Genomic DNA, 21,724 nt, shown 5'->3' on the forward strand with positions numbered 1-21,724 from the left:
GTGGGTGTCAGGGAGGTGGTGCAAGTGGTGCGTTGGTGCAGGAGCGGCAGGTCGTGCAGCTGGTGCGGCAGCTTTCTTCACCGGTACGAGGGGCGCGTGCATGCGAGCACGCGCCCCCTGCACCGGCTGCCGTGGACCCCGCTCGGGTCCACGGCGGCCGGCCGAGGGCCGTCCCCCTCGGCCGACCGGTATCGGGGGTGCTCCGGAGGGTCAGGCTCCGGCGGCGATCTGCGCGAGGCGGCGGGCCTCATCGCGGGTGGCGCGGGCGATGGCGTCCTCGTCCGCGGTGATGAGGTGGTTGTTCTCGACGACCGGCTTGCCGTTGACGAGCGAGAGGGTCACGGGGGCCGCGGCGCCGAAGACGAGCGCGGTCACCGGGTCGGCGATGGAGGCGTGGGCGAGGGTGTCCAGCTTCCAGAGCACCAGGTCGGCGAGCTTGCCGGGCTCCAGGGAGCCGATCTGGTCGGCGCGGCCCAGTACCTGGGCGCCGCCGTACGTTCCCAGGCGCAGGGCCTGGCGGGCGTTCAGCGCCTTCTCGCGGTGGGCGCCGAGGCGGTTGATGAGGAGGGCGTTGCGCAGTTCGGTGTGGAGTTCGCCGGACTCGTTGGAGGCGGTGCCGTCGACGCCCAGGCCGACCGGGACCCCCGCGGCGAGCATGTCGGGCACCCGGGCGATGCCCGCGGCGAGCCGGGCGTTGGACGAGGGGCAGTGCGCGACGCCGGTTCCGGTGCGGGCGAAGGCGGCGATGTCGGAGTCGTTCATATGGACGCAGTGCGCCATCCACACGTCCTCGCCGAGCCAGCCGGTCGACTCGAAGTAGTCGGTCGGGCCCATCCCGAACAGCTCGTGGCAGAACTTCTCCTCCTCCACGGTCTCCGAACCGTGGGTGTGCATGCGCACTCCCTTGCGACGGGCCAACTCGGCTCCCTGTCGCAGGAGTTCGGTGGAAATGGAGAACGGCGAGCAGGGCGCGGCGGCGACCTGGGTCATCGAGTCGAAGGAGGCGTCGTGGTGTGCGTCGATGGTCGCCTCGGTGCCGGCGAGCGCACCGTCGAGCGTCTCGACGGCGAAGTCCGGCGGCAGCCCGCCGTCCTTCACGCTGCGGTCCATGGAGCCCCGGGCGAGGGTGAACCGTACCCCCATGTCGCGGGCGGCCCCGATGATGGCGCCGGACAGGTCGCCGGAGCCCTGCGGGTAGACGTAGTGGTGGTCCATGGCGGTGGTGACACCGCCGCGGGCCATCATGGCGAGGGAGCCCTGCGCGGCGGCGCGGACCATCGGCTCGTCGATGCGCGCCCACGTCGGGTACAGCGCGACCAGCCAGTCGAAGAGATTGTGGTCGGTGGCCAGACCGCGGGTGATCCACTGGTAGAAGTGGTGATGGGTGTTGACCAGGCCCGGCGTGACCAGGTGTCCGGTGCCGTCGACGCGGCGTACGACGTTCTCCAGGCCCTCGGGCGCCCGGCCCGCACCGATGGACTCGATGCGGTTGCCCGCGACGACGGCATGCCCCGAGGCGTACTCGGTGTCGTCGGCGTCGACGGTCGCGATCGAACAGTTCTCGATGACGATGCGTTCCACGTACTCATGAGCTGCCGATGCTGCCATGGCGCTTCCTTCTCTTTTCCGGCGATGCGGGCACGGCAGGACCCTAGGAGGATTTGAGTGCCACGGCCTGGCGGCCGTGGGTGCCGAGATGGTGGAAGAACAGGTTGAGCAGGACCGCGACGAGCGCGCCGGCGCTGATTCCGGAGCCCAGCACGGTCTGCGCCCAGGACGGGAATCCCGCGTAGAAGCCGGGCGCGGCGAGCGGGATGATGCCCGCGCCGAGCGCCACGGCGACCAGGATGATGTTGGAGCTGTCGTCGAGGCCGGCCTCGGAGAGCGTACGGATGCCGCTCACCGCGATCGAGCCGAACAGGACGATGCCGGCGCCGCCGAGCACGGGCATCGGCACGAGCGAGACGACCGCACCGAGCACCGGGAAGGCACCCAGGACGAGCAGCGCTCCGCCCGCCGCCGCGACGACGTACCGGCTGCGCACCTTCGTCAGGGACACCACGCCGACGTTCTGCGCGAACGCGCTGGTCGGGAAGCCACCGAAGACCGGGCCGAGCAGGGTGGCGATGCCGTCGGTGCGCAGTCCGCGGGTGATGGTCCGGCCGTCGGTGCGCCGGTCGCAGATCTCACCGAGCGCCAGCATCCCGGCGGACGACTCGGTCATCAGGACGAGCATGACGATGCAGAGCGAGAGGATCGCGGCGGGCCGGAACTCCGGGGCACCGAACGCGAAGGGCGTGGGCAGCGCGGCGACCGGTGCGGACTTCAGCGCGGAGAAGTCGGCGAGCCCGAACGGAATCGCGGCCAGGGTGCCGATCAACAGACCCACGAGCAGGGCGATTTGCTTGAGGAATCCGCGTCCGAACCGCTGGATCAGCAGAATGACGACGAGAGTGAAGGCGGCAAGCGCGAGGTACTTCATCGCACCGAAGTCGGTGGCGCTCCTGTCGCCCCCCTGGGCCCAGGAGACCGGTACGGGCATCAGGGTGACACCGATGAGGGTGATGACGACGCCGGTGACCAGCGGAGGGAAGAAGCGCAGCAGCCGGCCGAAGAACGGTCCGACGGCCAGGCAGAAGCCTCCGGCGACGAGCACCGCCCCGTAGATCGCGGGGAGTTGGTGGCCCGGCGCACTGGTCTCGGCGATGGCGAGCATCGGGGCGATTCCGGCGGAGGACGCGGCGTTGACGAACGGCAGCCGGTTCCCCGCGAAACCGCCGATGCCGAGGGTCTGCAGGATGGTGGCGCAACCGGCGATCAGGAGGCTCGCCGCGATCAAGCGGGTCATGCCCGCGGTGTCGAGGCCGACGGCCTGGCCGATGATGAGCGGAGGGGTGACGACGCCCGCGTACATGGCGGCGATGTGCTGGAGCGCGGCGGGGACGAGCCGCGAGGGGCGGAGCTTTTCGTCCACCGGGTGGACCGAGGTCTCCGGTGGGGTGGGACACGGGCCTTCTGCTTCTGCCGGCCCGAGTGCAGGCTGTGCCATGGGATTTCCCTCCGGTCCGGCCGGTCCCCGCCCGGCTGCGTGCGGGCGGGGACGGGCTCAGCGCCGCGTCAGAGGTTGGTCATGTCGACCGGGATCTGCGGCTCGACACCGTCCCGGAGGACGGTGGCCTCGATCAGGCCGTACGGGCGGTCCGCCGCGAAGTAGACCTCGTTGTCGTTCTTGAGCCCGAACGGCTCCAGATCCACGAGGAAGTGGTGGTTGTTCGGCAGTGAGAAGCGGATCTCGTCGATCTCGCTGCGGCTGTTGATGACGCGCGAACCCATCTGGTAGAGGGTCTGCTGCAGCGAGAGGGAGTACGTCTCGGCGAAGGCCTGCAGGATGTGCTTCTTGGCCTGCTCGTACGACTTCTCCCAGTTGGGCATCCGGTCGGCGTCGCTGGTCCAGTTGTAGCGCCAGACGGTGGAGACGTCGGTGCACAGGATGCGGTCGTACGCCTCCTTCAGCGTCGTGTACTTGTCCTTGACATAGCCCCAGAACTCCGAGTTGGTGGAGTTCATGACCGTGAGGTCCTTGAGGCCGGAGACGACCTGCCACTTCTCGCCGTCGAAGGTGATCTGCGTGGTGCGCAGTTCCTGTCCCTTGCGGGCGAAGGAGTGGTTGACCTCGTCCGAGCCGATGAACCTGGAGTTGTTGTCCGAGGTGGCGATGCGCTCCCAGGAGTACTCCTGGATCCGGATGCGCGCGACCTTGATCGGCTCCTGCGACGTCACGAAGTGACGGGCGAGGTGGATGCCGAACTGCTCGGCGGACTCGATGCCGTACTCCTTGGCGAACGCGAACACCGTGTTCTTGGTGGTGTCCGTCGGCAGGACGTTGGCGTTCGAGCCGGAGTAGTGCACGTCGTCCATGTCGCCGGAGAGGGCGACCGAGACGTTCAGGTCCTTGATGTGGTGGGTGTCGCCGTCCCGCGTGATCCTGACGACGCGGTTCTCTGCTTTGCCGTACTGGTTCTGGCCGAGAATCGTGGGCATGTCTGCTAGCTCCCTCGGTAAACGGAGTAGCCGAACGGGTTGAGCAGCAGCGGTACGTGATAGTGCTCGCCCGGCTCGACGGCGAAAGTGATCGCCACCTCCGGGAAGAACGCACCGCTGTCCCTTACGCGGGGGGCGTCCTGCTGCGCCTCGGCTTGCTTCTTGGAGAAGTACGTCTCGACCTCGAAGTCGAGCCGCACGTGGGTGGTGCCTTCCGGCAGGGCCGGCAGGTCCTTGCAACGCCCGTCCGCGTCGGTCGCGGAGCCACCGAGCGTCACCCACTCGGCTTCGCGGCCCGAGCGGGCCGCGAGCGTGATGGCGACGCCCTCGGCGGGGCGTCCGACGCTGGTGTCCAGGATGTGCGTGGACACCGATGCGGTGGTTTCGGTACTCATCGTTCCTTGTCCTCTTCCACGAGACGGGTCAGCCGGATTCGGTTGATCTTCCCGAGTTCGGTGCGCACGTGTCCGCGCTCCTGCTCGGGCGAGTTCCCGATCCGGGACTTCACCGCGTCGCGCATCTGCTCACCGGTGGCTCCGGTGGCACAGATCAGGAAGACGTGTCCGAACCGTTCCTGGTAGGCCAGGTTCAGTTCGAGCATCTCGGCCTTGAGTTCCTCGGTGGCACCGGCCATCCCCCGCTGTTCACGGGAGGAGGTCGGGTCTCCGGGCTTCGGGCGGCCGATGGGCGGGTGGCCGGCCATCGCGTCGGCCAGATCTTCCGGGGTCAGTGCGGCCGTGGCGGCGTCACTGGCCGAGAGAAGGGCTTCCGCGGTGGCGTACGGGCGCCGGGAGAGGATCGCTCTCCCCCACGCCGCACTGGCACACACCTCGTGCAACGCGGTGGTGGCCTCGTCGTCCGCCAGGGTGTTGAACCGGGCGAGGCCCGGTGTGGAGCTCGAAGTCACGGGAACCTCCGTGGCTGTTTTCGCTGTGCGTACTTCGCGTCGCGTCGGTCGGGCTGCGGATAGCTAACGCCCTCCGCAACACCACGTCAACACTTTGTTGAAATTACGCGAATACAAAAAGCCGCCGCCCGGTGATCCGGACGGCGGCTCCGGCGAGCTTCCACCGCCTTCGCTCACCTACGGCCTCAACTACTGGCCTTTGGCGGCATTTTCCCTGTTGAGGTAGTTGTAGACGGTGAAGCGGCTGACCCCCAGCGCACCCGCGACGGTCTCCACGCCGTGCCGCACGGAGAAGGCACCGCGTGCCTCCAGAGTCCGCACCACCGACTGTTTGGTCTTGCGGTCGAGCTCGGCGAGCGGCATGCCGAGCCGGCGTTCCATGGCGGCCAGGATGTGGTCGAGCGATTCCGAGAGCTGGGGCAGCCGGACGGCTATGACGTCCTCGCCCTCCCAGGCCAGCACGATGTCGTCGGTCTGCGCCTGGTCGGGCCCGAGCAGCTCGGCGCCCATGGCGTCGACGAGCGGCTTGACCGCGGCGACGAGGGGGTGGTCCGCCGGTTCGGTCACTTCGCCTCCTCCCCGATGACGTTGACCTGGAGCGACACCCGGGTGGCACCCGATGCCAGCGCGCTGCGCAGCAGGGAGTCCACCGCGGTGAGCACCTGGTCCGCGCCGCCCTCCGCCGTGTTGCCGAAGGGGCCGACGTCCACGGCATCCAGGTCGGCCGACTGGATGACCTCGCGGGCCACGACCGCGTGGGCGGGCGCCTCGTCGAGATCGAAGGGCTCGGTGGTGAACTCCACTCTCAAGCGCACTGTGCCTCCCTCATGTTCTCGCCGTGCCTCCGCGAGGCCACGACTCGCGGCCGACCCTAACGGACGGCGTCCGGCGACGATGCGCCTCAGCCGCGGGACGGGCCCGCCCCCGGGTACGGCAGCACACAGACCGCCACCGGGGCGGGGAAGGCGCCACCGGCGCGGGTCAGCTTCCCGTCCTTCGCGCCGACCCGGAAGACCGTCACCGTGCTCGACCTCTGGTTGGCCGCGAAGAGCAGCCCTCCGTCCGGCGAGAAGGCGATCTGCCGGGGGAAGTCGCCGCCCACCGGCACGGTGCCGAGCAGTCGCAGCGCGGCCGCGTCGTCCTCGACGGCGTAGCGCGTCAGACTGTTGTGCCCCCGATTGGCCAGGTAGGCGAACCGGCCGTCGCCGGTGACCAGGAACTGCGCCGGATAGCTGGTACCGGCACCGGTCCCGGTGGACTGCGGGGCACCTGGGGACAGGGTGCCGGTGGCCGGGTCGTACCCGCAGACGACGGCGGTGTTGTCGACCTCGCAGGCCAGGTAGGCGTAGCGGCCACCCGGGTGGAACGTGAGGTGCCGCGGCCCGGCTCCGGGGCGCAGGGCCGCACAGGAGACCTGGGAGAGCGTGCCGCGCTCCTCGTCCAGCCGGTACGTGTACACGGCGTCGTTGCCGAGGTCCACGGCGAGGACGTGGCCGCCGTCGGGGGTGGTGACGATCTGGTGGGCGTGCGGCCCGTCCTGGCCGGGGCCGGGCGGTGGCGCCGTGTGGGCGACCAGGTCCGTGCGCTCCCCCAGCGAGCCGTCGTCCCCGATGGGGTGCACCGCGACGCTGCCGGAGGTGTAGTTCGCGGTGAGCAGCCATCTTCCCGCGGGGTGGACGGAGAGGTGGGTGGGGCCCGCTCCGCCCGTACCGCGGGTTCCGAGCACCCGATGGCCGCCGTCCGGCGACAGGGCGACGGCCGTCACCCCGCCCCGTTCCTGCTCGTCGACCGCGTAGACGGTGGTTCCGGAGGGGTGCATCGCCAGGTAGGAGGGGTTGTCGACACCGGTGATCACGGGGCCGGCGGAGACCGCCCCGGTGGTGGCGTCGTACGAGGCAGTGCCGATCCCCCCGCCCCCGCCCTCGGCCGAGGTGTACGTGCCGAGCAGCAGCTGCCGGGCGGCACCCGGGCGCGGACCGACCGCGGGCGCGGGGTCCGGCGCGGCCTCCGGGGGCCTGGAGGAACCGGGCGGGGCGGGGGCCACGGACAGGGCGGCACCCGCGACCAGGGCTCCGAGGACGGCGCGTCGGCTGGTGTCGTGGTTCATGCGAGGTACCTCGTGTGGGGGGTCGGCTGCATCGGACGCACCTGCCACCCTGACCCGCCCCGGACCCCGTCGGCAACCGGCGCAATTCCGGCCTCACCTCGCAGAACCCGCACGAAGTCACCCGGCCCGAATTCCGGGCACCCCCTTGACAGGCCTCTCAAGGCCAGGCAATCTTCCGTTTTGTAGAAACTAACTTCCGCAATACGGAAGGAGCGCCGAACCCTCATGGGCTACCCGGACCAGCGCTTCGATGTGAACCTCTCGATCCTCTTCACGGAACTCCCGCTCCTGGAGCGTCCCGCGGCCGCCGCCGCGGCGGGCTTCACGGCGGTCGAGCTGTGGTGGCCCTGGATCGAGACCCCCACTCCGCCGCAGGCCGAGCTCGACGCCCTCAAGAAGGCGCTCGACGACGCGGGCACGCAGTTGGTGGGACTGAACTTCTACGCCGGGCAGCTGCCCGGCCCCGACCGCGGCGCGCTCTCCGTGCCCGGCACGGAGTCGGACCGCTTCCGCGCCAACATCGAGGTGGCGGCCGACTTCGCCGCCTCGGTCGGCTGCAAGGCGCTCAACGCGCTCTACGGCAACCGCGTCGACGGCGTGGACCCGGCCACGCAGGACGAACTCGCCCTGGAGAACCTGGTCGTCGCCGCCCGCGCGGCCGACCGGATCGGGGCGATCCTGCTGATCGAGACCCTCAACAAGCCGGAATCGCCGCGCTACCCCCTGGTCAGCGCGCCCGCCGGCATCGAGGTCGTCGACAAGGTCAACGCGGCGACGGGGCTCGGGAACGCGAAGTTCCTGCTCGACCTGTACCACCTGTCGATGAACGGCGAGGATCTCGGCCGGGTCATCACGGCATACGCCGACCGGACCGGCCACGTCCAGATCGCCGACAACCCGGGGCGCGGCGCGCCCGGCACCGGCTCGCTCCCGCTGGAGCAGCTCCTCGACGAGCTGACGAAGGCCGGCTACGACGGCTGGGTCGGCCTGGAGTACAAGCCGGGCGACCGGCCGAGCGCCGAGGCATTCGAGTGGCTCCCGGTCTCCGCGCGGGCCGCCCGCTGAGGGCGGCGAACTCCCCCTCGTACACACGCTTATCGGAAGGCACCCTCATGAGCAACAACCTCCCCAAGGTTGCGTGGATCGGACTCGGCATCATGGGCTCCCCCATGTCCGAGAACCTGATCAAGGCCGGCTACGACGTCACCGGCCACACCCTGGAGCAGGACAAGATCGACCGGCTGGTCGCGGCCGGCGGCACGGGCGCGGGCTCGATCGCCGAGGCGGTCCGGGACGCCGATGTCGTCATCACGATGGTGCCCGCCTCCCCGCAGGTCGAGGCCATCGCGTACGGCCCCGGCGGCATCCTGGAGAACGCGAAGCGCGGGGCGCTGCTGATCGACATGTCGTCGATCACGCCGCAGACCTCCGTGGACCTGGCGAAGAACGCGAAGGACAAGGGCATCCGGGTGCTGGACGCCCCGGTCTCCGGCGGTGAGGCCGGCGCGATCGAGGCCGTGCTGTCGATCATGGTCGGCGGCGAGCAGACCGACTTCGACGCGGCGCAGCCGATCCTCCGCGCGCTCGGCAGGACCATCGTGCTGTGCGGTCCGCACGGCTCCGGCCAGACGGTGAAGGCCGCCAATCAGCTGATCGTCGCGGTCAACATCCAGGCGTGCGCCGAGGCGGTCGTCTTCCTGGAGAAGTCCGGGGTCGACCTCGCCGCCGCACTGGACGTCCTCAACGGCGGCCTGGCCGGTTCGACGGTCCTGACCCGCAAGAAGGACAACTTCCTGAAGCGGGACTTCGCCCCGGGCTTCCGGATCGACCTGCACCACAAGGACATGGGCATCGTCACGGACGCCGCCCGCAACGTCGGCGCCGCGCTGCCCGTCGGCGCCGTGGTCGCCCAGCTGGTCGCCTCGCTGCGCGCCCAGGGCGACGGCGGCCTGGACCACTCGGCGCTGCTGCGCTCGGTCGAGCGCCTGTCGGGTCGGCCGGTCCAGGCCTGACCGGCCGGGCCCTGCCGGGCCCGGCGACCAGAGACTTCCGGATGGCGCCGGCGCTGACACCTGTCCTGTCGCGCCCAGGCGTCGGCGCCATCCGGAACACCCAACCCCATTTTCAACAAACTGTTGACGTCGGGTTCGGGGCGTACCTACGCTCCTGGAGCCCTGAACCGTCGCAGTTCAGCAGCTCAGCAGCTCCCGTACGGAAGGTCGCCCCGACACCATGACGCAGCGTGTGCTTACGACCGAGTCAGGCGCCCCGGTCGCCGACAATCAGAACTCCGCCACCGCCGGCGTCGGTGGCCCGATCCTCCTCCAGGACCAGCACCTCCTGGAGAAGCTGGCGCGCTTCAACCGGGAGCGCATTCCGGAGCGCGTGGTCCACGCCCGCGGTTCCGGCGCGTACGGCTACTTCGAAGTGACCGACGACATCACGGCCTTCACCCGCGCCGACTTCCTCTCCGCGGTGGGCAAGCGCACCGAGACGTTCATCCGGTTCTCGACCGTCGCCGACTCCCTGGGCGGCGCGGACGCGGTGCGCGACCCGCGCGGCTTCGCCCTCAAGTTCTACACGGACGAGGGCAATTACGACCTGGTCGGCAACAACACCCCGGTGTTCTTCATCAAGGACCCGATCAAGTTCCCCGACTTCATCCACTCGCAGAAGCGCGACCCGTTCACGGGCCGTCAGGAGCCGGACAACGTCTGGGACTTCTGGGCCCACGCCCCCGAGGCCACGCACCAGGTCACCTGGCTGATGGGTGACCGGGGAATCCCCGCCTCGTACCGCCACATGAACGGCTACGGCTCGCACACGTACCAGTGGACGAACGCCGAGGGCGAGGCGTTCTTCGTCAAGTACCACTTCAAGACGAACCAGGGCGTGCGCTCCCTCTCCAGCGAGCAGGCCGCCGAACTCGCGGGCAAGGACGGCAACTCGCACCAGACGGACCTGCTGCAGGCCATCGAGCGCGGGGTGAACCCGTCCTGGACCCTGTACGTGCAGGTCATGCCGGCCGCCGAGGCTGCCGACTACCGCTTCAACCCGTTCGACCTGACCAAGGTGTGGCCGCACGCGGACTACCCGCTGCAGCGGGTGGGCCGACTGGTCCTCGACCGCAACCCGGACAACGTCTTCGCCGAGGTCGAGCAGGCCGCGTTCTCCCCGAACAACTTCGTGCCCGGCATCGGCCCGTCCCCGGACAAGATGCTCCAGGGCCGGCTGTTCGCCTACGCGGACGCACACCGCTACCGGCTGGGCGTCAACCACACCCAGCTCCCGGTGAACGCGCCGCGCACCGCGGTCGTCGACAACTACGGCCGGGACGGGCTGCACGCCACGCGCAACGGCAAGCGCCACGACAAGAACTACGAGCCCAACTCCTATGCGGGCCCCGCCCAGACCGACGCGGCGCTCTCCGCCCCGCTCGCGATCCACGGCTGGACCGGCACCCACGCGGCGCCCGCCCACACCAAGGACGACGACTTCTTCCAGGCCGGTGAGCTGTACCGGCTGATGTCCGAGGACGAGAAGGGCCGGCTGGTCGCCAACATCGCCGGGGGACTGTCCCAGGTGACCCGCGACGACGTGATCGAGAAGAACCTCGCCCACTTCCACGCCGCCGACGCCGACTACGGCAAGCGCGTGGAGGAGGCCGTCCGCGCCCTGCGCGAGGACTGAGCCTCCCACCGAGCCCTGCTCGCGCCGCGCACCTGGATGAGGGGTCTCGTGCGGCGCGGGCAGGACGAGGTCGCGGCGGCCGTGCGATGCCAGTGCGGTGGTGAGGGCAGGGATGCTCCGCCTCCTGACCTGAAGGAGACGAGGCCCTCCGGCCCGATCGCCGCCGCCGCGACCCCTGTTTCGCTCCACCCGTGTCAGGGCGCGGAGTACGGATACGGTCCCGTACTCCGCGCCCTTCCTCGTGTTCCGATCCGTCGGCCACGCGCGCTGCTCCGCGTCCCGACCCCGGACTCCGCACGCCCGTCCACGTCCCGACCCCGGGCTCCGCACGCCCGTCCACGCCCCGGTCCCGGGCTCCGCGCGCCCGTCCACGTCCCGGCCCCGGGCTCCGCGCGCCCGTTCGCTTCCCGGCCCCCGTCCGGCCCGCCGGTCCCCGCCCGCAACGGGTTCCGTTCCCGCACGCCGGCCGACGCGCCGGGTTCCATGCCTGTGGCCCCCGTCCCCGAGTCCCGGGGGCGGGGGCCACGAACGGACCGGCGTGCGGTCAGGAGGCCGCGAGCGGGCGGATCGCGGTCGGGGCGTGGGACGGCTCCGTCGCGATGTCCTCGAACTCGTTGACGGACGCGATGTCCGTACCGCTCATCGCGATGTTCGTCACACGCTCCAGGATCGCCTCGACCACCACCGGCACGCGGAACTCCGCGGCCAGCTTCTTCGCCTCCTCGAAGGCCGGGAGCAGCTGGTCCGGCTCGGTGACGCGGATGGCCTTGCAGCCCAGGCCCTCGACGACCTTGACGTGGTCGACGCCGTAGACACCGAGCTCCGGCGAGTTGAGGTTCTCGAACTCCAGGTTGACCTGGAAGTCGATGTCGAAATTGCGCTGCGCCTGGCGGATCAGCCCCAGGTAGGAGTTGTTCACCAGGACATGGACGTACGGGATCCGGTGCTGCGCGCCGACAGCCAGTTCCTCCAGCATGAACTGGAAGTCGTAGTCGCCGGAGAGCGCGACGACGGAGCCGTCCGGGTCCGCGGTGGCGACGCCGAGAGCGGCCGGGATGGTCCAGCCGAGCGGCCCCGCCTGGCCGCAGTTGATCCAGTGGCGCGGCCGGTAGACGTGCAGCATCTGCGCACCGGCGATCTGGGAGAGACCGATCGTGGTGACGTACCGGGTCTCGGGACCGAAGGCGCGGTTCATCTCCTCGTACACCCGCTGCGGCTTCAGGGGCACGTTGTCGAAGTGCGTGCGGCGCTGCAGCGTGGCCCGGCGTTCCTGGGTGGAAGCGGCCCACTCCGAGCGGTCCTTGAGCCGTCCGGCCGCCTTGAGCTCGCGCGCCACCTCGACGAACAGCTCCAGCGCGGCCTTGGCATCGGAGGCGATACCGAGATCGGGCGCGAAGATCTTGCCGAGCTGGGTGGGCTCGATGTCCACGTGGACGAAGGTGCGGCCCCGGGTGTAGACGTCGAGCTTGCCGGTGTGGCGGTTGGCCCAGCGGTTGCCGATGCCGAGGACGAAATCGGACTCCAGGAAGTTCGCGTTGCCGTAGCGGTGCGAGGTCTGCAGGCCGACCATGCCCGCGTTCAGTCCGTGGTCGTCCGCGATGACGCCCCAGCCCATCAGGGTCGGGACGACCGGAACTCCGGTCAGTTCGGCGAATTCCACGAGGAGTTCGGACGCGTCGGCGTTGATGACGCCGCCGCCCGCGACAAGCAGCGGACGCTCGGATGCGTTCAGCATCTCCACCGCGCGCTCGATCTGCTTGCGGGTCGCCGCGGGCTTGTGCACCGGCAGCGGCTCGTACAGGTCGGGGTCGAACTCGATCTCGGTGAGCTGGACGTCGATGGGCAGGTCGATCAGGACCGGGCCGGGACGGCCCGTGCGCATCAGATGGAAGGCCCGCTGGAAGACGCCCGGGACCTGGGCGGCTTCGAGGACGGTCGTCGCGGCCTTGGTGACGGGCGCCGCGATGGAGGCGATGTCGACCGCCTGGAAGTCCTCCTTGTGGAGCACGGCGGTCGGGGCCTGGCCGGTGATGCACAGGATCGGGATGGAGTCGGCGATGGCGGAGTAGAGGCCGGTGATCATGTCGGTGCCGGCCGGTCCGGACGTGCCGATGCAGACGCCGATGTTGCCCGGACGCGCGCGGGTGTAGCCCTCCGCCATGTGGGAGGCGCCCTCGACGTGGCGGGCGAGCGTGTGATGAACCCCGCCGGAGGCCTTGAGGGCCGCGTAGAAGGGGTTGATCGCCGCGCCCGGCACACCGAAGGCGTTGCTGACGCCTTCACGCTTGAGGATCTCAACTGCCGCTCGGGCAGCGGTCATTCGAGGCATTGAGTGCTCCTGCTCGGACCTGGTGGATTCGGGCTCTGTCGCGCCACCTGAGAGCACCAATTCCGCATTACGGAAATTTGATTCTGTTATACGGAAGTAAATCTAAAGCGCGGCCGGGCGACCGTCAAGGGAGTCCGCGCGGGCGGGAACCCCTGCGCGCCCGGGGTCGCGAAGTCGGCCAAGTCACTCCCGGGGGCCTTGCTCCTGGTGGACCATGGGGGGACGGAGCGGAGCCGGCCCGTATCGGTCGCCGTCGGCGCGTTCCGGTGTGCCGAGGTGCCCGGTCGCCGGGTCGCGCGGGCCGGAGGGAGATCATGGTGGAGTCGGTGCCGGTACGCTGCCCGGCCTGCCGCCGCGACCACACGTACAGCCCGCCGGTCTACCCCTGCCCGTGCGGCGCGCCGACCTCACCGCCCCTGCTGCACGGCGCTTCGGTCGCACCGATCACGCACCGCACCTGGATCGACGACTGGGTGACGGTGCGCTGTCGTACCTGCGGGCGCCACGACCAGTGGCCGCAGCCGGAGCTGTGCTGCCCGTGCGGGGCGGTGCTGCGGATACCGGTGCGCCCGGCGGCCGAGGACGACGGCGCCGCCCGGTCCCGGCCCGACCGGCCCGCACACATTCCGCCGCCGCGTACGGCACCGCCGCCCCGGCCGGCGTTCCGGCCCCTGCCCGTGCGTACGGCGCACGAGGCGGTCGCGAGCGCCGCCCGGTATCTGAAGTGGCTGGGCTACCACGACGTCCTGCGGCCCGCGGACCGTTCCCCGGTCCGGATCGATCTGCGGGCCACCGGGCTGATCGTCCAGGTCGACACCGTCCCCCTCCCGACCGCCCTGCGCGATGTCGAGTGCCTCTGGCTGAACGCGCTCACCGCGTCCGCCACCAGCGTGTTCTTCTCACTCGCGGGGTACGCGCAGGACGCCCGGGCACGCGCGGACGGCCTCGGCATGCCGCTCTTCGTGCTGGACCCCGCGGGAACGCCTCACCCGGTCAACAGCCCGGCGGACGAACTGATCAGCACCGGCGCCTGAGACCGGCCGGCACCCGGCGCACCACGCCATGCGCCGGTCGGTCCACACCTTCCGGGAGCGCCATACTTGCCGCATGCGCATCCGTACCGCCCGCCGCTCCGATCTTCCACTGCTGCAGGACATCGAGCGTGCCGCCGGTGAACCGTTCCGCGCGCTCGGCATGTCCGCCATCGCGGACGACGACCCGCCGGCGCTCGACCTGCTGGACGACTACCGCCGGGCCGGTCGCGCCTGGGTGGCCGCGGACGCCGGTGACCGCCCGGTCGGCTATCTGATCGCCGACCCGGTCGAGGGCGCGGCCCACATCGAGCAGGTGTCCGTCCACCCCTCCGCCGCACGACGCGGCCTGGGCAGCACACTCATCGACCACCTCGCCGAGTGGGCCGCCGGCCGACGACTGGAGGCGCTCACGCTGACGACCTTCTCCCACGTGCCGTGGAACGCCCCTTACTACACCCGGCTCGGCTTCCGCGTGCTCATGGACACCGAACTCACCGACGGCCTGCGGAAGATCAGGGCGGAGGAGGCCGAACACGGCCTGGACCGCTGGCCCAGGGTCTGCATGCGACGCGAGATCCCGCACGCCGCGCACGGGTCGTTCCCCAGCGGAACCGACCGGCAACAGTGAGTGCGATCGGTCACGTTCGGGCCAGGGGCCACAAATGTTCGGTCGGTTGTCGGTGGCGGGCCTTAAGGTAGGGGCATGGCTTTAACTCCACGGCACATGCCACCCACCGACCCCTCGCACACCACCCGCCCCGTGGTCCCGTCCGCCGCCCAGGCGAACGAGGCGATACGGGCGTTGGTCGACGCGCGAGCCGGCCAGGACTGGTCCTCCGTGGAGTCCGCCGCCTACGAGGTACTGCTGATCGAATGGGCGGCGGCGACCCGGGGCGTCGCCGGCGACATCATCGAGGCCGCCTGACGACGCCGCGGGGAATCCCTGCGTGAACGCCCGGCCCCGGAGCCTCTCGTCCGGGTCGGGCCGGGCTCGCGCACCCCTCGCTCATCCGGCCCGATCCTGGCGGCCGTAGGCCTCCCGCAGTTCGATCTTCCGGACCTTCCCGCTGACCGTCATCGGGAAGGTCTCCAGGATCTGCAGACGGCGCGGGATCTTGTAATGCGCCAACTGCCCGTGGCAGTGGTCCCTCACCTCCTCCAGGCTCGGCGGGTTCGCCGGGTCCCTCGGGATGACGCAGGCCAGGACCTCCTCGCCGTACGTGTCGTCCGGTACGCCCACCACCTGCACATCCGCGACCTTCGGGTGCCGGTGGAGGAACTCCTCGACCTCCCTCGGATACACGTTCTCGCCACCGCGGATGATCATGTCCTTGATCCGGCCGACGATCTGTACATAGCCGTCCTCCCGCATCACCGCGAGATCCCCGGTGTGCATCCAGCGGCCCGCGTCGATCGCCTCCGCGGTGCGCTCGGGCTCCTCCCAGTATCCGAGCATCACGCTGTAGCCGCGGGTGCAGAGTTCGCCCGCCGAACCACGCTCCAGGGTCACGCCGGTCACCGGGTCGACGACCTTGACCTCGAGGTGCGGCATGACCCGGCCGACGGTACCGGTGCGGCGCTCCAGGTCGTCGTCGCGACGGGTCTGGGTGGAGACCGGCGAGGTCTCCGTCATGCCGTAACAGATGGACACCTCGTCCATGTGCATCTCGGCGACGACCCGTTTCATCACCTCGACCGGGCACGGCGATCCGGCCATGATGCCGGTGCGCAGCGAGGAGAGGTCGTAGGAGGCGAAGTCGGGCAGGTTCAGCTCCGCGATGAACATGGTGGGCACGCCGTACAACGAGGTGCAGCGCTCCTGCTGCACGGCCGTGAGCACGGCGGCGGCCTCGAAGGCCGGGGCCGGGATCACGATGCAGGCACCGTGCGAGGTGATGCCGAGGTTGCCCATGACCATGCCGAAGCAGTGGTAGAAGGGGACGGGCAGACAGACCCGGTCCTGTTCGGTGTAGGCGACCAACTCCCCCACGAAGTAGCCGTTGTTGAGGATGTTGTGGTGGGAGAGGGTGGCGCCCTTCGGGAAGCCGGTGGTACCGGACGTGTACTGGATGTTGATCGGGTCGTCGCAGGACAACTCCGCTTCCCTGGCTGCGAGTTGCTCGACCGTGACCGATCCCGCCATGGCCATCAGCTCGTCCCAGCTCGGGTCGCCGATGTAGTGCACGGCGCGCAGGGCGGGGCAGTCGGCACGGACCTGCCCGACCAGCGCGCGGTAGTCACTGGTGCGGTGCGAGAGCGAGGCGACCAGGATCGAGATCCCGGCCTGCTTCAGGACGTACTCCAGCTCGTGCGCCCGGTAGGCCGGGTTGACGTTGACCATGACGGCGCCGACGCGGGCGGTGGCGTACTGCACCAGCACCCACTCGGGGCAGTTGATCGCCCATATGCCGACCCGGTCCCCCTTGGCCACCCCCGACGCCATCAACGCACGGGCCAGCTCGTCGACGGCCGCGCCGAATTCGGCATACGTCCAACGTCGTCCGGACACGACGTCGACGAGCGCCTCACGCTCGCCGAACGCCGCGACGGCGCGGTCGAGATTGCGTCCGACGGTGTCGTCGAGCAGCGCCGTGGTCCCGGTGCCGTGCGCGTAGGACAGCTCGCTCATCGCAGATCCCCCTCGTCGTACTCGGTGCCGGTGCCGCGGGCCGTGCGCTCGCGCAGCTCGATGCGGCGGATCTTGCCGGACACGGTCTTGGGCAGCTCGGCGAACTCCAGCCGGCGGATCCGCTTGTACGGGGCGAGGACCGCGCGGGAGTGCTCGAACAGCACCTTCGCCGTGTCGGGTCCGGGCTCCCAGCCCTCCGCGAGCACGACGTACGCCTTCGGCACCGCGAGCCGTACCGGATCGGGGGCCGGTACCACCGCGGCCTCGGCCACCGCCTCGTGCTCCAGCAGGGCGCTCTCCAGCTCGAACGGCGAGATCTTGTAGTCCGACGCCTTGAAGACGTCGTCGGCCCGGCCGACGTAGGTGATGTAACCGTCCTCGTCGCGGGAGCCGATGTCACCGGTGCGGTAGTAGCCGCCCGCCATGGCTTCGGCGGTCCGCTCCGGGTCGCCGTGGTACCCGGTCATCAGACCCACCGGACGCGCGGAGAGATCGAGGGAGATCTCGCCCTCGACCGCGCCCGGCTCGCCGGTGACCGGATCGAGGAGCTCGACCCTGAAACCGGGGCTGGGCCGTCCCATCGAGCCGGCCTTCAGCAGCTGCCCGGGGGTGTTGGCGACCTGGACGGCGGTCTCGGTCTGGCCGAAGCCGTCCCGGATGGTGACGCCCCACGTGCGTCGCACCGTCTCGATGACCTCCGGGTTCAGCGGCTCACCGGCCGCGACGACCTCGCGCGGCGGGGTCTTCAGCTGGGAGAGGTCGGCCTGGATCAGCATCCGCCAGACGGTGGGCGGGGCGCAGAAGCTGGTGACGCCCGAGCGGTCCATCTCGGCCATCAGCCGGCCCGCGTCGAAGCGGGTGTAGTTGAAGATGAAGACGGTCGCCTCGGCGCTCCAGGGCGCGAAGAGGTTGGACCAGGCGTGCTTGGCCCAGCCGGGCGAGGAGATGTTGAGGTGGACGTCCCCGGGCTTGAGGCCGATCCAGTACATCGTCGACAGATGGCCCACGGGATAAGAGACGTGGGTGTGCTCGACGAGCTTGGGGCTGGCGGTCGTGCCGGAGGTGAAGTACAGCATCAGCGGCTCGTCGGCGTCCGTCTCCCGGTCCGCCGCGAAGGTCTCCGGCTGCTCGTCGGCGCCGGTGTAGGACAGCCAGCCGGGCACGTCCGCGCCGACGGCGATCCGGGTGTAGTCGCCGGGTACCTCCGCGAACTTGGCGGTGTCGGTGTCCCGCACCAGAACGTGCCTGACCCGTCCGCGTTCCACCCGGTCGCAGAGATCGACCGGGCCGAGGAGGGGCGTGGCGGGGATGACGACGGCACGCAGCTTCATCGCGGCGAGGGCGGTCTCCCACAACTCGACCTGGTTGCCGAGCATGACGAGGATCCGGTCCCCGGCCCGCACCCCCTGGGCGCGCAGCCAGTTCGCGGCCCGGTTGGAGCGGGCGGACATCCGCGCGAAGGACACCTCGGTACGGCCGCCGTCCTCCTCCACGATGTGCAGGGCGGTGCGGTCGTTGTTCTCGGCGATGGCGTCGAACCAGTCGAGCGCCCAGTTGAAGTGGTCCGTCCGCGGCCAGCGGAAGCCCTCGTAGGCGGCGTGGTAGTCCTCGCGGTGCCGCAGCAGAAAGTCCCGGGCGGCCCGGAACGTCTCCGTCGCGCTGGTTGCCGACATGTGCCCTCCTCATTGCGGACCGGACCGGTCGCTTAACATCATGTAAACAGTGACCGAGGTCTCACCACCCCCGAACGGGGGTGCAGCCGCAAGGGCCCCGGTCCGGCCGAGGTCTTCAGGTCCTGCCCGGGAGGCCGCCGGGCCCCGGGGGCCGGGCAGAAAGGCGTCAGCGTGCCGGAATCCGTCGATGCGGTGGAGATGCAAGCGGCGCTGCTGCGGCTGCGCCGGACCAGCGGGGTGCCCGTCGCCTTCGGCGGGCTGCTCTCGGATGCCCGGCATGCCCGGATCGCCGAGCTGAACGGGGCGCAGACCGGCGCCCTGCGCGGGCTCGTCATCTCGGCGGGCAGCGGGCTGGGCGGCAAGTCGATCGCCCTGTCCCGGCCGTGCGCGGTGACCGACTACCGCACCTCGCGCCACATCAGCCACGAGTACGACATGGCGGTCGCCGCGGAGGGGCTGCGCTCGGTGGTCGCGGTGCCCGTCGTCGTGCGGCGCAGGGTGCGCGGCGTGCTGTACGGGGCGCTGCGCGAGCCGGTCACGCTCGGGGACCGTACGTTCGACGCGGCGGTCGCCGCCGCCCGTGATGTGGAGCAGGCCCTGGTCGTGCGCGACGAGGTGCAGCAGCTTCTGGCCGTGACGCGGGAGCAGGTCACGGACCCGAGGGCCGCGCCGGGGGCCTGGGAGGACGTCCGCGAGGCCCATCGCGAACTGCGCGCGCTGGTCCCGAAGGTCATCGACCCGGCATTGCGCGACGAGTTGCTCGCGGTGTGCGGGCGGCTCGCCTCGGCGGCCGGGACCCGTGCGCCGAAACCCTGCGAGGTGCACCTGGCACCGCGCGAGGTGGACGTGCTGGCGTGTGTGGCCGCGGGAACGACGAACGCGGTGGCGGCGGAGCGGCTGGGGCTGCGGCCGGAGACCGTGAAGGGGTATCTGCGTTCGGCGATGCGCAAATTGGGGGCGCACACGCGTCTGGAGGCGGTGGTGGCGGCGCGGCGCGCGGGGCTGCTGCCGTAGGGGGTGCGCGCGGCCGGACCGCGGCCGTCGCACCAGGAGTCGCGCACCGTTCGCCGCTCAGGGCCCGAAGTCGACGAACGTCGCGAACCGGATGTCGTAGCCGTCCGCGTCGGTGCCCGTGTTCGCCCCGGCCCTCGTCATGGTGGCGAGCATCCGTACGGCCTCATCGGTGACGGCGTCGCGCTCGGCCGGGCTCAGCCGGCCGAGCGGCTGCACGGTCAGGGCCGCCGCCCGGCCGGAATCGGAACGCGTCCCGGACCCGTCACCGAACCGCCAGATCGCGGCGAGGAATCCGTCGACCAGCACGCTGCCGTACGCCTGGTTGCCGTTCCCGTTGCGCCCCCGGTACCGCGGCGGGATCACGCGCGAACGGTCCGCGTGGCCCAGCAGCACATTGTCGAACTCGGGCAGGAAGCGCGGCGGAGCCGGGGTGTCCTCGTCGGGGCGCGGGGCGTTGGGCAGGTCGAAGAGCTCGACGCCGTTCTCGTCCCGGAAGGTGATGAGCCGGGGCCGCAGCCGTTCGAAGACCTCGCGCATCCGGGTCAGTCCGGCCCATGCCTGCATGTCCCGGACGGAGGCGGGCCCGAAGGCGCCGAGGTAGCGCAGCACGGTGGCATCGGGTGCGGGCACCGGCCCGGACGGCCTGCCGAGCCAGTGTTCGACGGTGGTCAGCGCGACCTCTCCGCTCCTGCCCCACACCCCGCGCGGGGTGACCTGGACCAGCGGCAGCAGACAGCGGGCGGCCACGCCCAGGGACTGCGGGTCGGCGTCGGGCCACTCGGCGAGCAGTGTCTCGCGGATCTCCCGAGGGGTACGGGGCCGCTCCTCGACGGCCTTCCTGGCGATCGCGCCGAGCCGGTCCGGGTCCACTCCGACGAGCCCCTTGCGGAACGTCCTGAGCTCCCGGTCGCGCGCCGCCTGGACCAGCGGGCGCAGGGTGAGCGCGTCGGCGGCGGTGTGCAGGTGGATGGTGGAGCGCAGGGTGACGATGCGCACCGCCTCGCGGGACTCCATCAGCCCGGCGAGCTCGGCCGGGTCGAATCCGTCGAGGCGGGCGAAGAGCTGGAAGTACGGCGGCCTGGTGTTCTGCGCCTGGAGACCGACGAGATGCTCGACGGCGCCCTTCGCGGACATCGTGGCCCGGCGCAGCAGCAGCTGGCGTTCCAGCGTGGCGCGGCCCAGCGCGCGAGGGGAGAGCACGGCGGGCGCGACGGGGTTCTTCTTCGCTGACATGCACGGCACGCTACGTGGACTCGCGGACGACTTCGGTCCGCATGGTGGCCGGGACCGGGGTATTGCGTCCCGCCATGCCGCCGGACCGCAGGACCCGGGATCGCGGGCCGCCCGCCCGCATCATGGGCGGGTGATCAGTGTCCTGTTCGCCGTCCTGACCGCGTTCAGCAACGGCGCTGCCTCCGTCCTCCAGCGCCGCGCCGCCCGCACCGTCCCCGACAGCGAGGCGATGCGTCTGGCGCTGATCGGGCATCTGCTGCGACGGCGGGTGTGGCTCGCCGGGATCGGCCTGGTGATCGTCGCGGCCGTCTGCCAGGCGGTGGCGCTGGCCACCGGTCCGATCGCCGTGGTCCAGCCGATCTTCGTGATCGAACTGCCGGCCACGCTGCTGATGGCCGGGTTCGTCATGCGGGTCCGACTGCCCCGGTCGCTCTGGTACGCGGTGGCGGCGGTGACCCTGGGGCTGGCCCTGGGCATGGCCTCGGCGGCACCCGGCGGCGGCGGCACGTCCGTGCACGGCGCCGTCTGGGTGCCCGCACTCATCCTGACCGGCATCTTCGAGGCCGTGCTGATCGGTGCGGCCCTGAGCACGCGCGGCAACCCCCGGGGGGCGCTGCTCGGCCTCGCCGCTGCCTGTGGGTACGCGCTCACGGCCGCGCTCATGAAGGACGCCATGGCACGGCTCGAAGGGGGCGGCGGAGCGACGGCACTCCTCACGTCCTGGCAGCTGTACGCCACCGCGGCGGCCGGAGTGGGCTCGCTGTTCCTTCTCCAGAACGCCCTCCAGGCCGGGATGCTGGTCGCCGTCCAGCCGCCGCTGACCCTCGGCGACGCACTGATCAGCGTCGTGTACGGGGTGACGCTCTTCGGCGAGGAGCTGCGCACCGGGTGGTGGGTGCTGCCCGAACTGGTCGCGATCGCCCTGATCACGGTGGGCTGTGTCGAACTGGCCCGCTCCCCACTGGCGTCCGGGACCGCGCCGCCGCCCGAACGCGGGCTCCGGTGAGCCCGCCGCGATTACCGGGATCCGGTCGCGTGGTCCGGCCTCGCGGGGCTATTCTCCGGTC

General features: G+C 70.8%; 20 protein-coding genes. 8 read left to right on the forward strand and 12 right to left on the reverse strand.

Annotation, left to right across the window (positions count from 1 at the left end; all coding sequences use genetic code 11):
• Nucleotides 1-210 precede the first annotated feature (210 nt).
• The 8 genes from ACIRP2_RS13670 to ACIRP2_RS13705 form a co-directional block, all read right to left on the reverse strand.
• On the reverse strand, nucleotides 211-1,608 hold the full coding sequence (locus tag ACIRP2_RS13670; protein WP_404249716.1) for an 8-oxoguanine deaminase: 1,398 nt from the start codon (nucleotides 1,606-1,608) through the stop codon (nucleotides 211-213).
• A gap of 43 nt (nucleotides 1,609-1,651) precedes the next feature.
• Nucleotides 1,652-3,049, reverse strand: coding sequence for a nucleobase:cation symporter-2 family protein (locus ACIRP2_RS13675; protein WP_404249718.1), 1,398 nt, complete (start codon nucleotides 3,047-3,049; stop codon nucleotides 1,652-1,654).
• 68 nt (nucleotides 3,050-3,117) lie between these two features.
• The gene (pucL, locus tag ACIRP2_RS13680; protein ID WP_404249720.1) at nucleotides 3,118-4,041 is read right to left on the reverse strand and encodes a factor-independent urate hydroxylase; all 924 of its coding nucleotides are present in this window, start codon (nucleotides 4,039-4,041) and stop codon (nucleotides 3,118-3,120) included.
• 5 nt (nucleotides 4,042-4,046) lie between these two features.
• Nucleotides 4,047-4,436 (reverse strand): hydroxyisourate hydrolase, encoded by a 390-nt coding sequence (uraH, locus tag ACIRP2_RS13685; protein ID WP_376271659.1) that lies wholly within the window; start codon nucleotides 4,434-4,436, stop codon nucleotides 4,047-4,049.
• Nucleotides 4,433-4,948, reverse strand: a complete 516-nt coding sequence (gene uraD, locus ACIRP2_RS13690; protein ID WP_404249723.1) for a 2-oxo-4-hydroxy-4-carboxy-5-ureidoimidazoline decarboxylase — start codon at nucleotides 4,946-4,948, stop codon at nucleotides 4,433-4,435. The genes uraH and uraD overlap by 4 nt, the downstream gene beginning before the upstream one ends.
• 189 nt (nucleotides 4,949-5,137) lie before the next feature.
• The gene (locus ACIRP2_RS13695) at nucleotides 5,138-5,515 is read right to left on the reverse strand and encodes a helix-turn-helix domain-containing protein (protein WP_404249725.1); all 378 of its coding nucleotides are present in this window, start codon (nucleotides 5,513-5,515) and stop codon (nucleotides 5,138-5,140) included.
• Nucleotides 5,512-5,763, reverse strand: coding sequence for a hypothetical protein (locus ACIRP2_RS13700; protein ID WP_404249727.1), 252 nt, complete (start codon nucleotides 5,761-5,763; stop codon nucleotides 5,512-5,514). Before ACIRP2_RS13700 ends, ACIRP2_RS13695 begins: the two co-directional genes overlap by 4 nt.
• Before the next feature lie 86 nt (nucleotides 5,764-5,849).
• The gene (locus tag ACIRP2_RS13705; RefSeq protein WP_404249729.1) at nucleotides 5,850-7,055 is read right to left on the reverse strand and encodes a lactonase family protein; all 1,206 of its coding nucleotides are present in this window, start codon (nucleotides 7,053-7,055) and stop codon (nucleotides 5,850-5,852) included.
• Between the two features lie 225 nt (nucleotides 7,056-7,280).
• On the opposite strand from ACIRP2_RS13705, the gene ACIRP2_RS13710 reads away from it, so the two are divergent.
• From ACIRP2_RS13710 to ACIRP2_RS13720, 3 genes are all read left to right on the forward strand, one after another.
• Nucleotides 7,281-8,120, forward strand: coding sequence for a TIM barrel protein (locus ACIRP2_RS13710; RefSeq protein ID WP_404249731.1), 840 nt, complete (start codon nucleotides 7,281-7,283; stop codon nucleotides 8,118-8,120).
• Nucleotides 8,121-8,167: 47 nt separating this feature from the next.
• Complete coding sequence (locus ACIRP2_RS13715; protein WP_404249733.1) at nucleotides 8,168-9,067, forward strand: 2-hydroxy-3-oxopropionate reductase; 900 nt, start codon at nucleotides 8,168-8,170, stop codon at nucleotides 9,065-9,067.
• 220 nt (nucleotides 9,068-9,287) lie between these two features.
• Nucleotides 9,288-10,745: a catalase gene (locus tag ACIRP2_RS13720; protein ID WP_404249735.1), complete on the forward strand. Its 1,458-nt coding sequence runs from the start codon at nucleotides 9,288-9,290 to the stop codon at nucleotides 10,743-10,745.
• A gap of 544 nt (nucleotides 10,746-11,289) precedes the next feature.
• Here the strand turns inward: ACIRP2_RS13720 and gcl are convergent.
• The gene (gene gcl, locus ACIRP2_RS13725; protein WP_404249737.1) at nucleotides 11,290-13,065 is read right to left on the reverse strand and encodes a glyoxylate carboligase; all 1,776 of its coding nucleotides are present in this window, start codon (nucleotides 13,063-13,065) and stop codon (nucleotides 11,290-11,292) included.
• Between the two features lie 326 nt (nucleotides 13,066-13,391).
• Between gcl and ACIRP2_RS13730 the strand changes: the two genes are divergently transcribed.
• The 3 genes from ACIRP2_RS13730 to ACIRP2_RS13740 all read left to right on the forward strand — a co-directional run bounded on the left by ACIRP2_RS13730 (nucleotide 13,392) and on the right by ACIRP2_RS13740 (nucleotide 15,033).
• Complete coding sequence (locus tag ACIRP2_RS13730; protein WP_404250821.1) at nucleotides 13,392-14,108, forward strand: hypothetical protein; 717 nt, start codon at nucleotides 13,392-13,394, stop codon at nucleotides 14,106-14,108.
• Nucleotides 14,109-14,181: 73 nt separating this feature from the next.
• A complete protein-coding gene (locus ACIRP2_RS13735; protein ID WP_404249739.1) occupies nucleotides 14,182-14,736 on the forward strand; it encodes a GNAT family N-acetyltransferase in 555 nt (184 codons plus the stop codon).
• Nucleotides 14,737-14,811: 75 nt separating this feature from the next.
• Nucleotides 14,812-15,033 carry a hypothetical protein gene (locus ACIRP2_RS13740; RefSeq protein WP_404249741.1) on the forward strand — a complete coding sequence of 74 codons (222 nt, stop codon included), beginning with the start codon at nucleotides 14,812-14,814 and terminating at the stop codon, nucleotides 15,031-15,033.
• An 81-nt stretch (nucleotides 15,034-15,114) separates the two neighbouring features.
• Here the strand turns inward: ACIRP2_RS13740 and ACIRP2_RS13745 are convergent, their stop codons facing one another.
• Together ACIRP2_RS13745 and ACIRP2_RS13750 are read right to left on the reverse strand one after the other, a co-directional pair.
• A complete protein-coding gene (locus ACIRP2_RS13745) occupies nucleotides 15,115-16,737 on the reverse strand; it encodes an AMP-binding protein (RefSeq protein ID WP_404249743.1) in 1,623 nt (540 codons plus the stop codon).
• On the reverse strand, nucleotides 16,734-18,410 hold the full coding sequence (locus tag ACIRP2_RS13750; protein ID WP_404249745.1) for an AMP-binding protein: 1,677 nt from the start codon (nucleotides 18,408-18,410) through the stop codon (nucleotides 16,734-16,736). The genes ACIRP2_RS13745 and ACIRP2_RS13750 overlap by 4 nt, the downstream gene beginning before the upstream one ends.
• Nucleotides 18,411-18,581: 171 nt before the next feature.
• Here ACIRP2_RS13750 and ACIRP2_RS13755 point away from each other — a divergent pair, with 171 nt between their 5' ends.
• Complete coding sequence (locus ACIRP2_RS13755) at nucleotides 18,582-19,424, forward strand: response regulator transcription factor (RefSeq protein ID WP_404249747.1); 843 nt, start codon at nucleotides 18,582-18,584, stop codon at nucleotides 19,422-19,424.
• Nucleotides 19,425-19,481: 57 nt separating this feature from the next.
• Here ACIRP2_RS13755 and ACIRP2_RS13760 read toward each other — a convergent pair whose 3' ends face one another.
• Complete coding sequence (locus ACIRP2_RS13760; protein ID WP_404249749.1) at nucleotides 19,482-20,657, reverse strand: winged helix DNA-binding domain-containing protein; 1,176 nt, start codon at nucleotides 20,655-20,657, stop codon at nucleotides 19,482-19,484.
• A 130-nt stretch (nucleotides 20,658-20,787) separates the two neighbouring features.
• Here ACIRP2_RS13760 and ACIRP2_RS13765 point away from each other — a divergent pair, with 130 nt between their 5' ends.
• Nucleotides 20,788-21,663: a DMT family transporter gene (locus ACIRP2_RS13765; RefSeq protein WP_404249751.1), complete on the forward strand. Its 876-nt coding sequence runs from the start codon at nucleotides 20,788-20,790 to the stop codon at nucleotides 21,661-21,663.
• Nucleotides 21,664-21,724 lie beyond the last annotated feature (61 nt).

Origin of the sequence: Streptomyces sp. NPDC101194 (genome assembly GCF_044767885.1) — a bacterium.
Classification (GTDB): Bacteria; Actinomycetota; Actinomycetes; order Streptomycetales; family Streptomycetaceae; genus Streptomyces.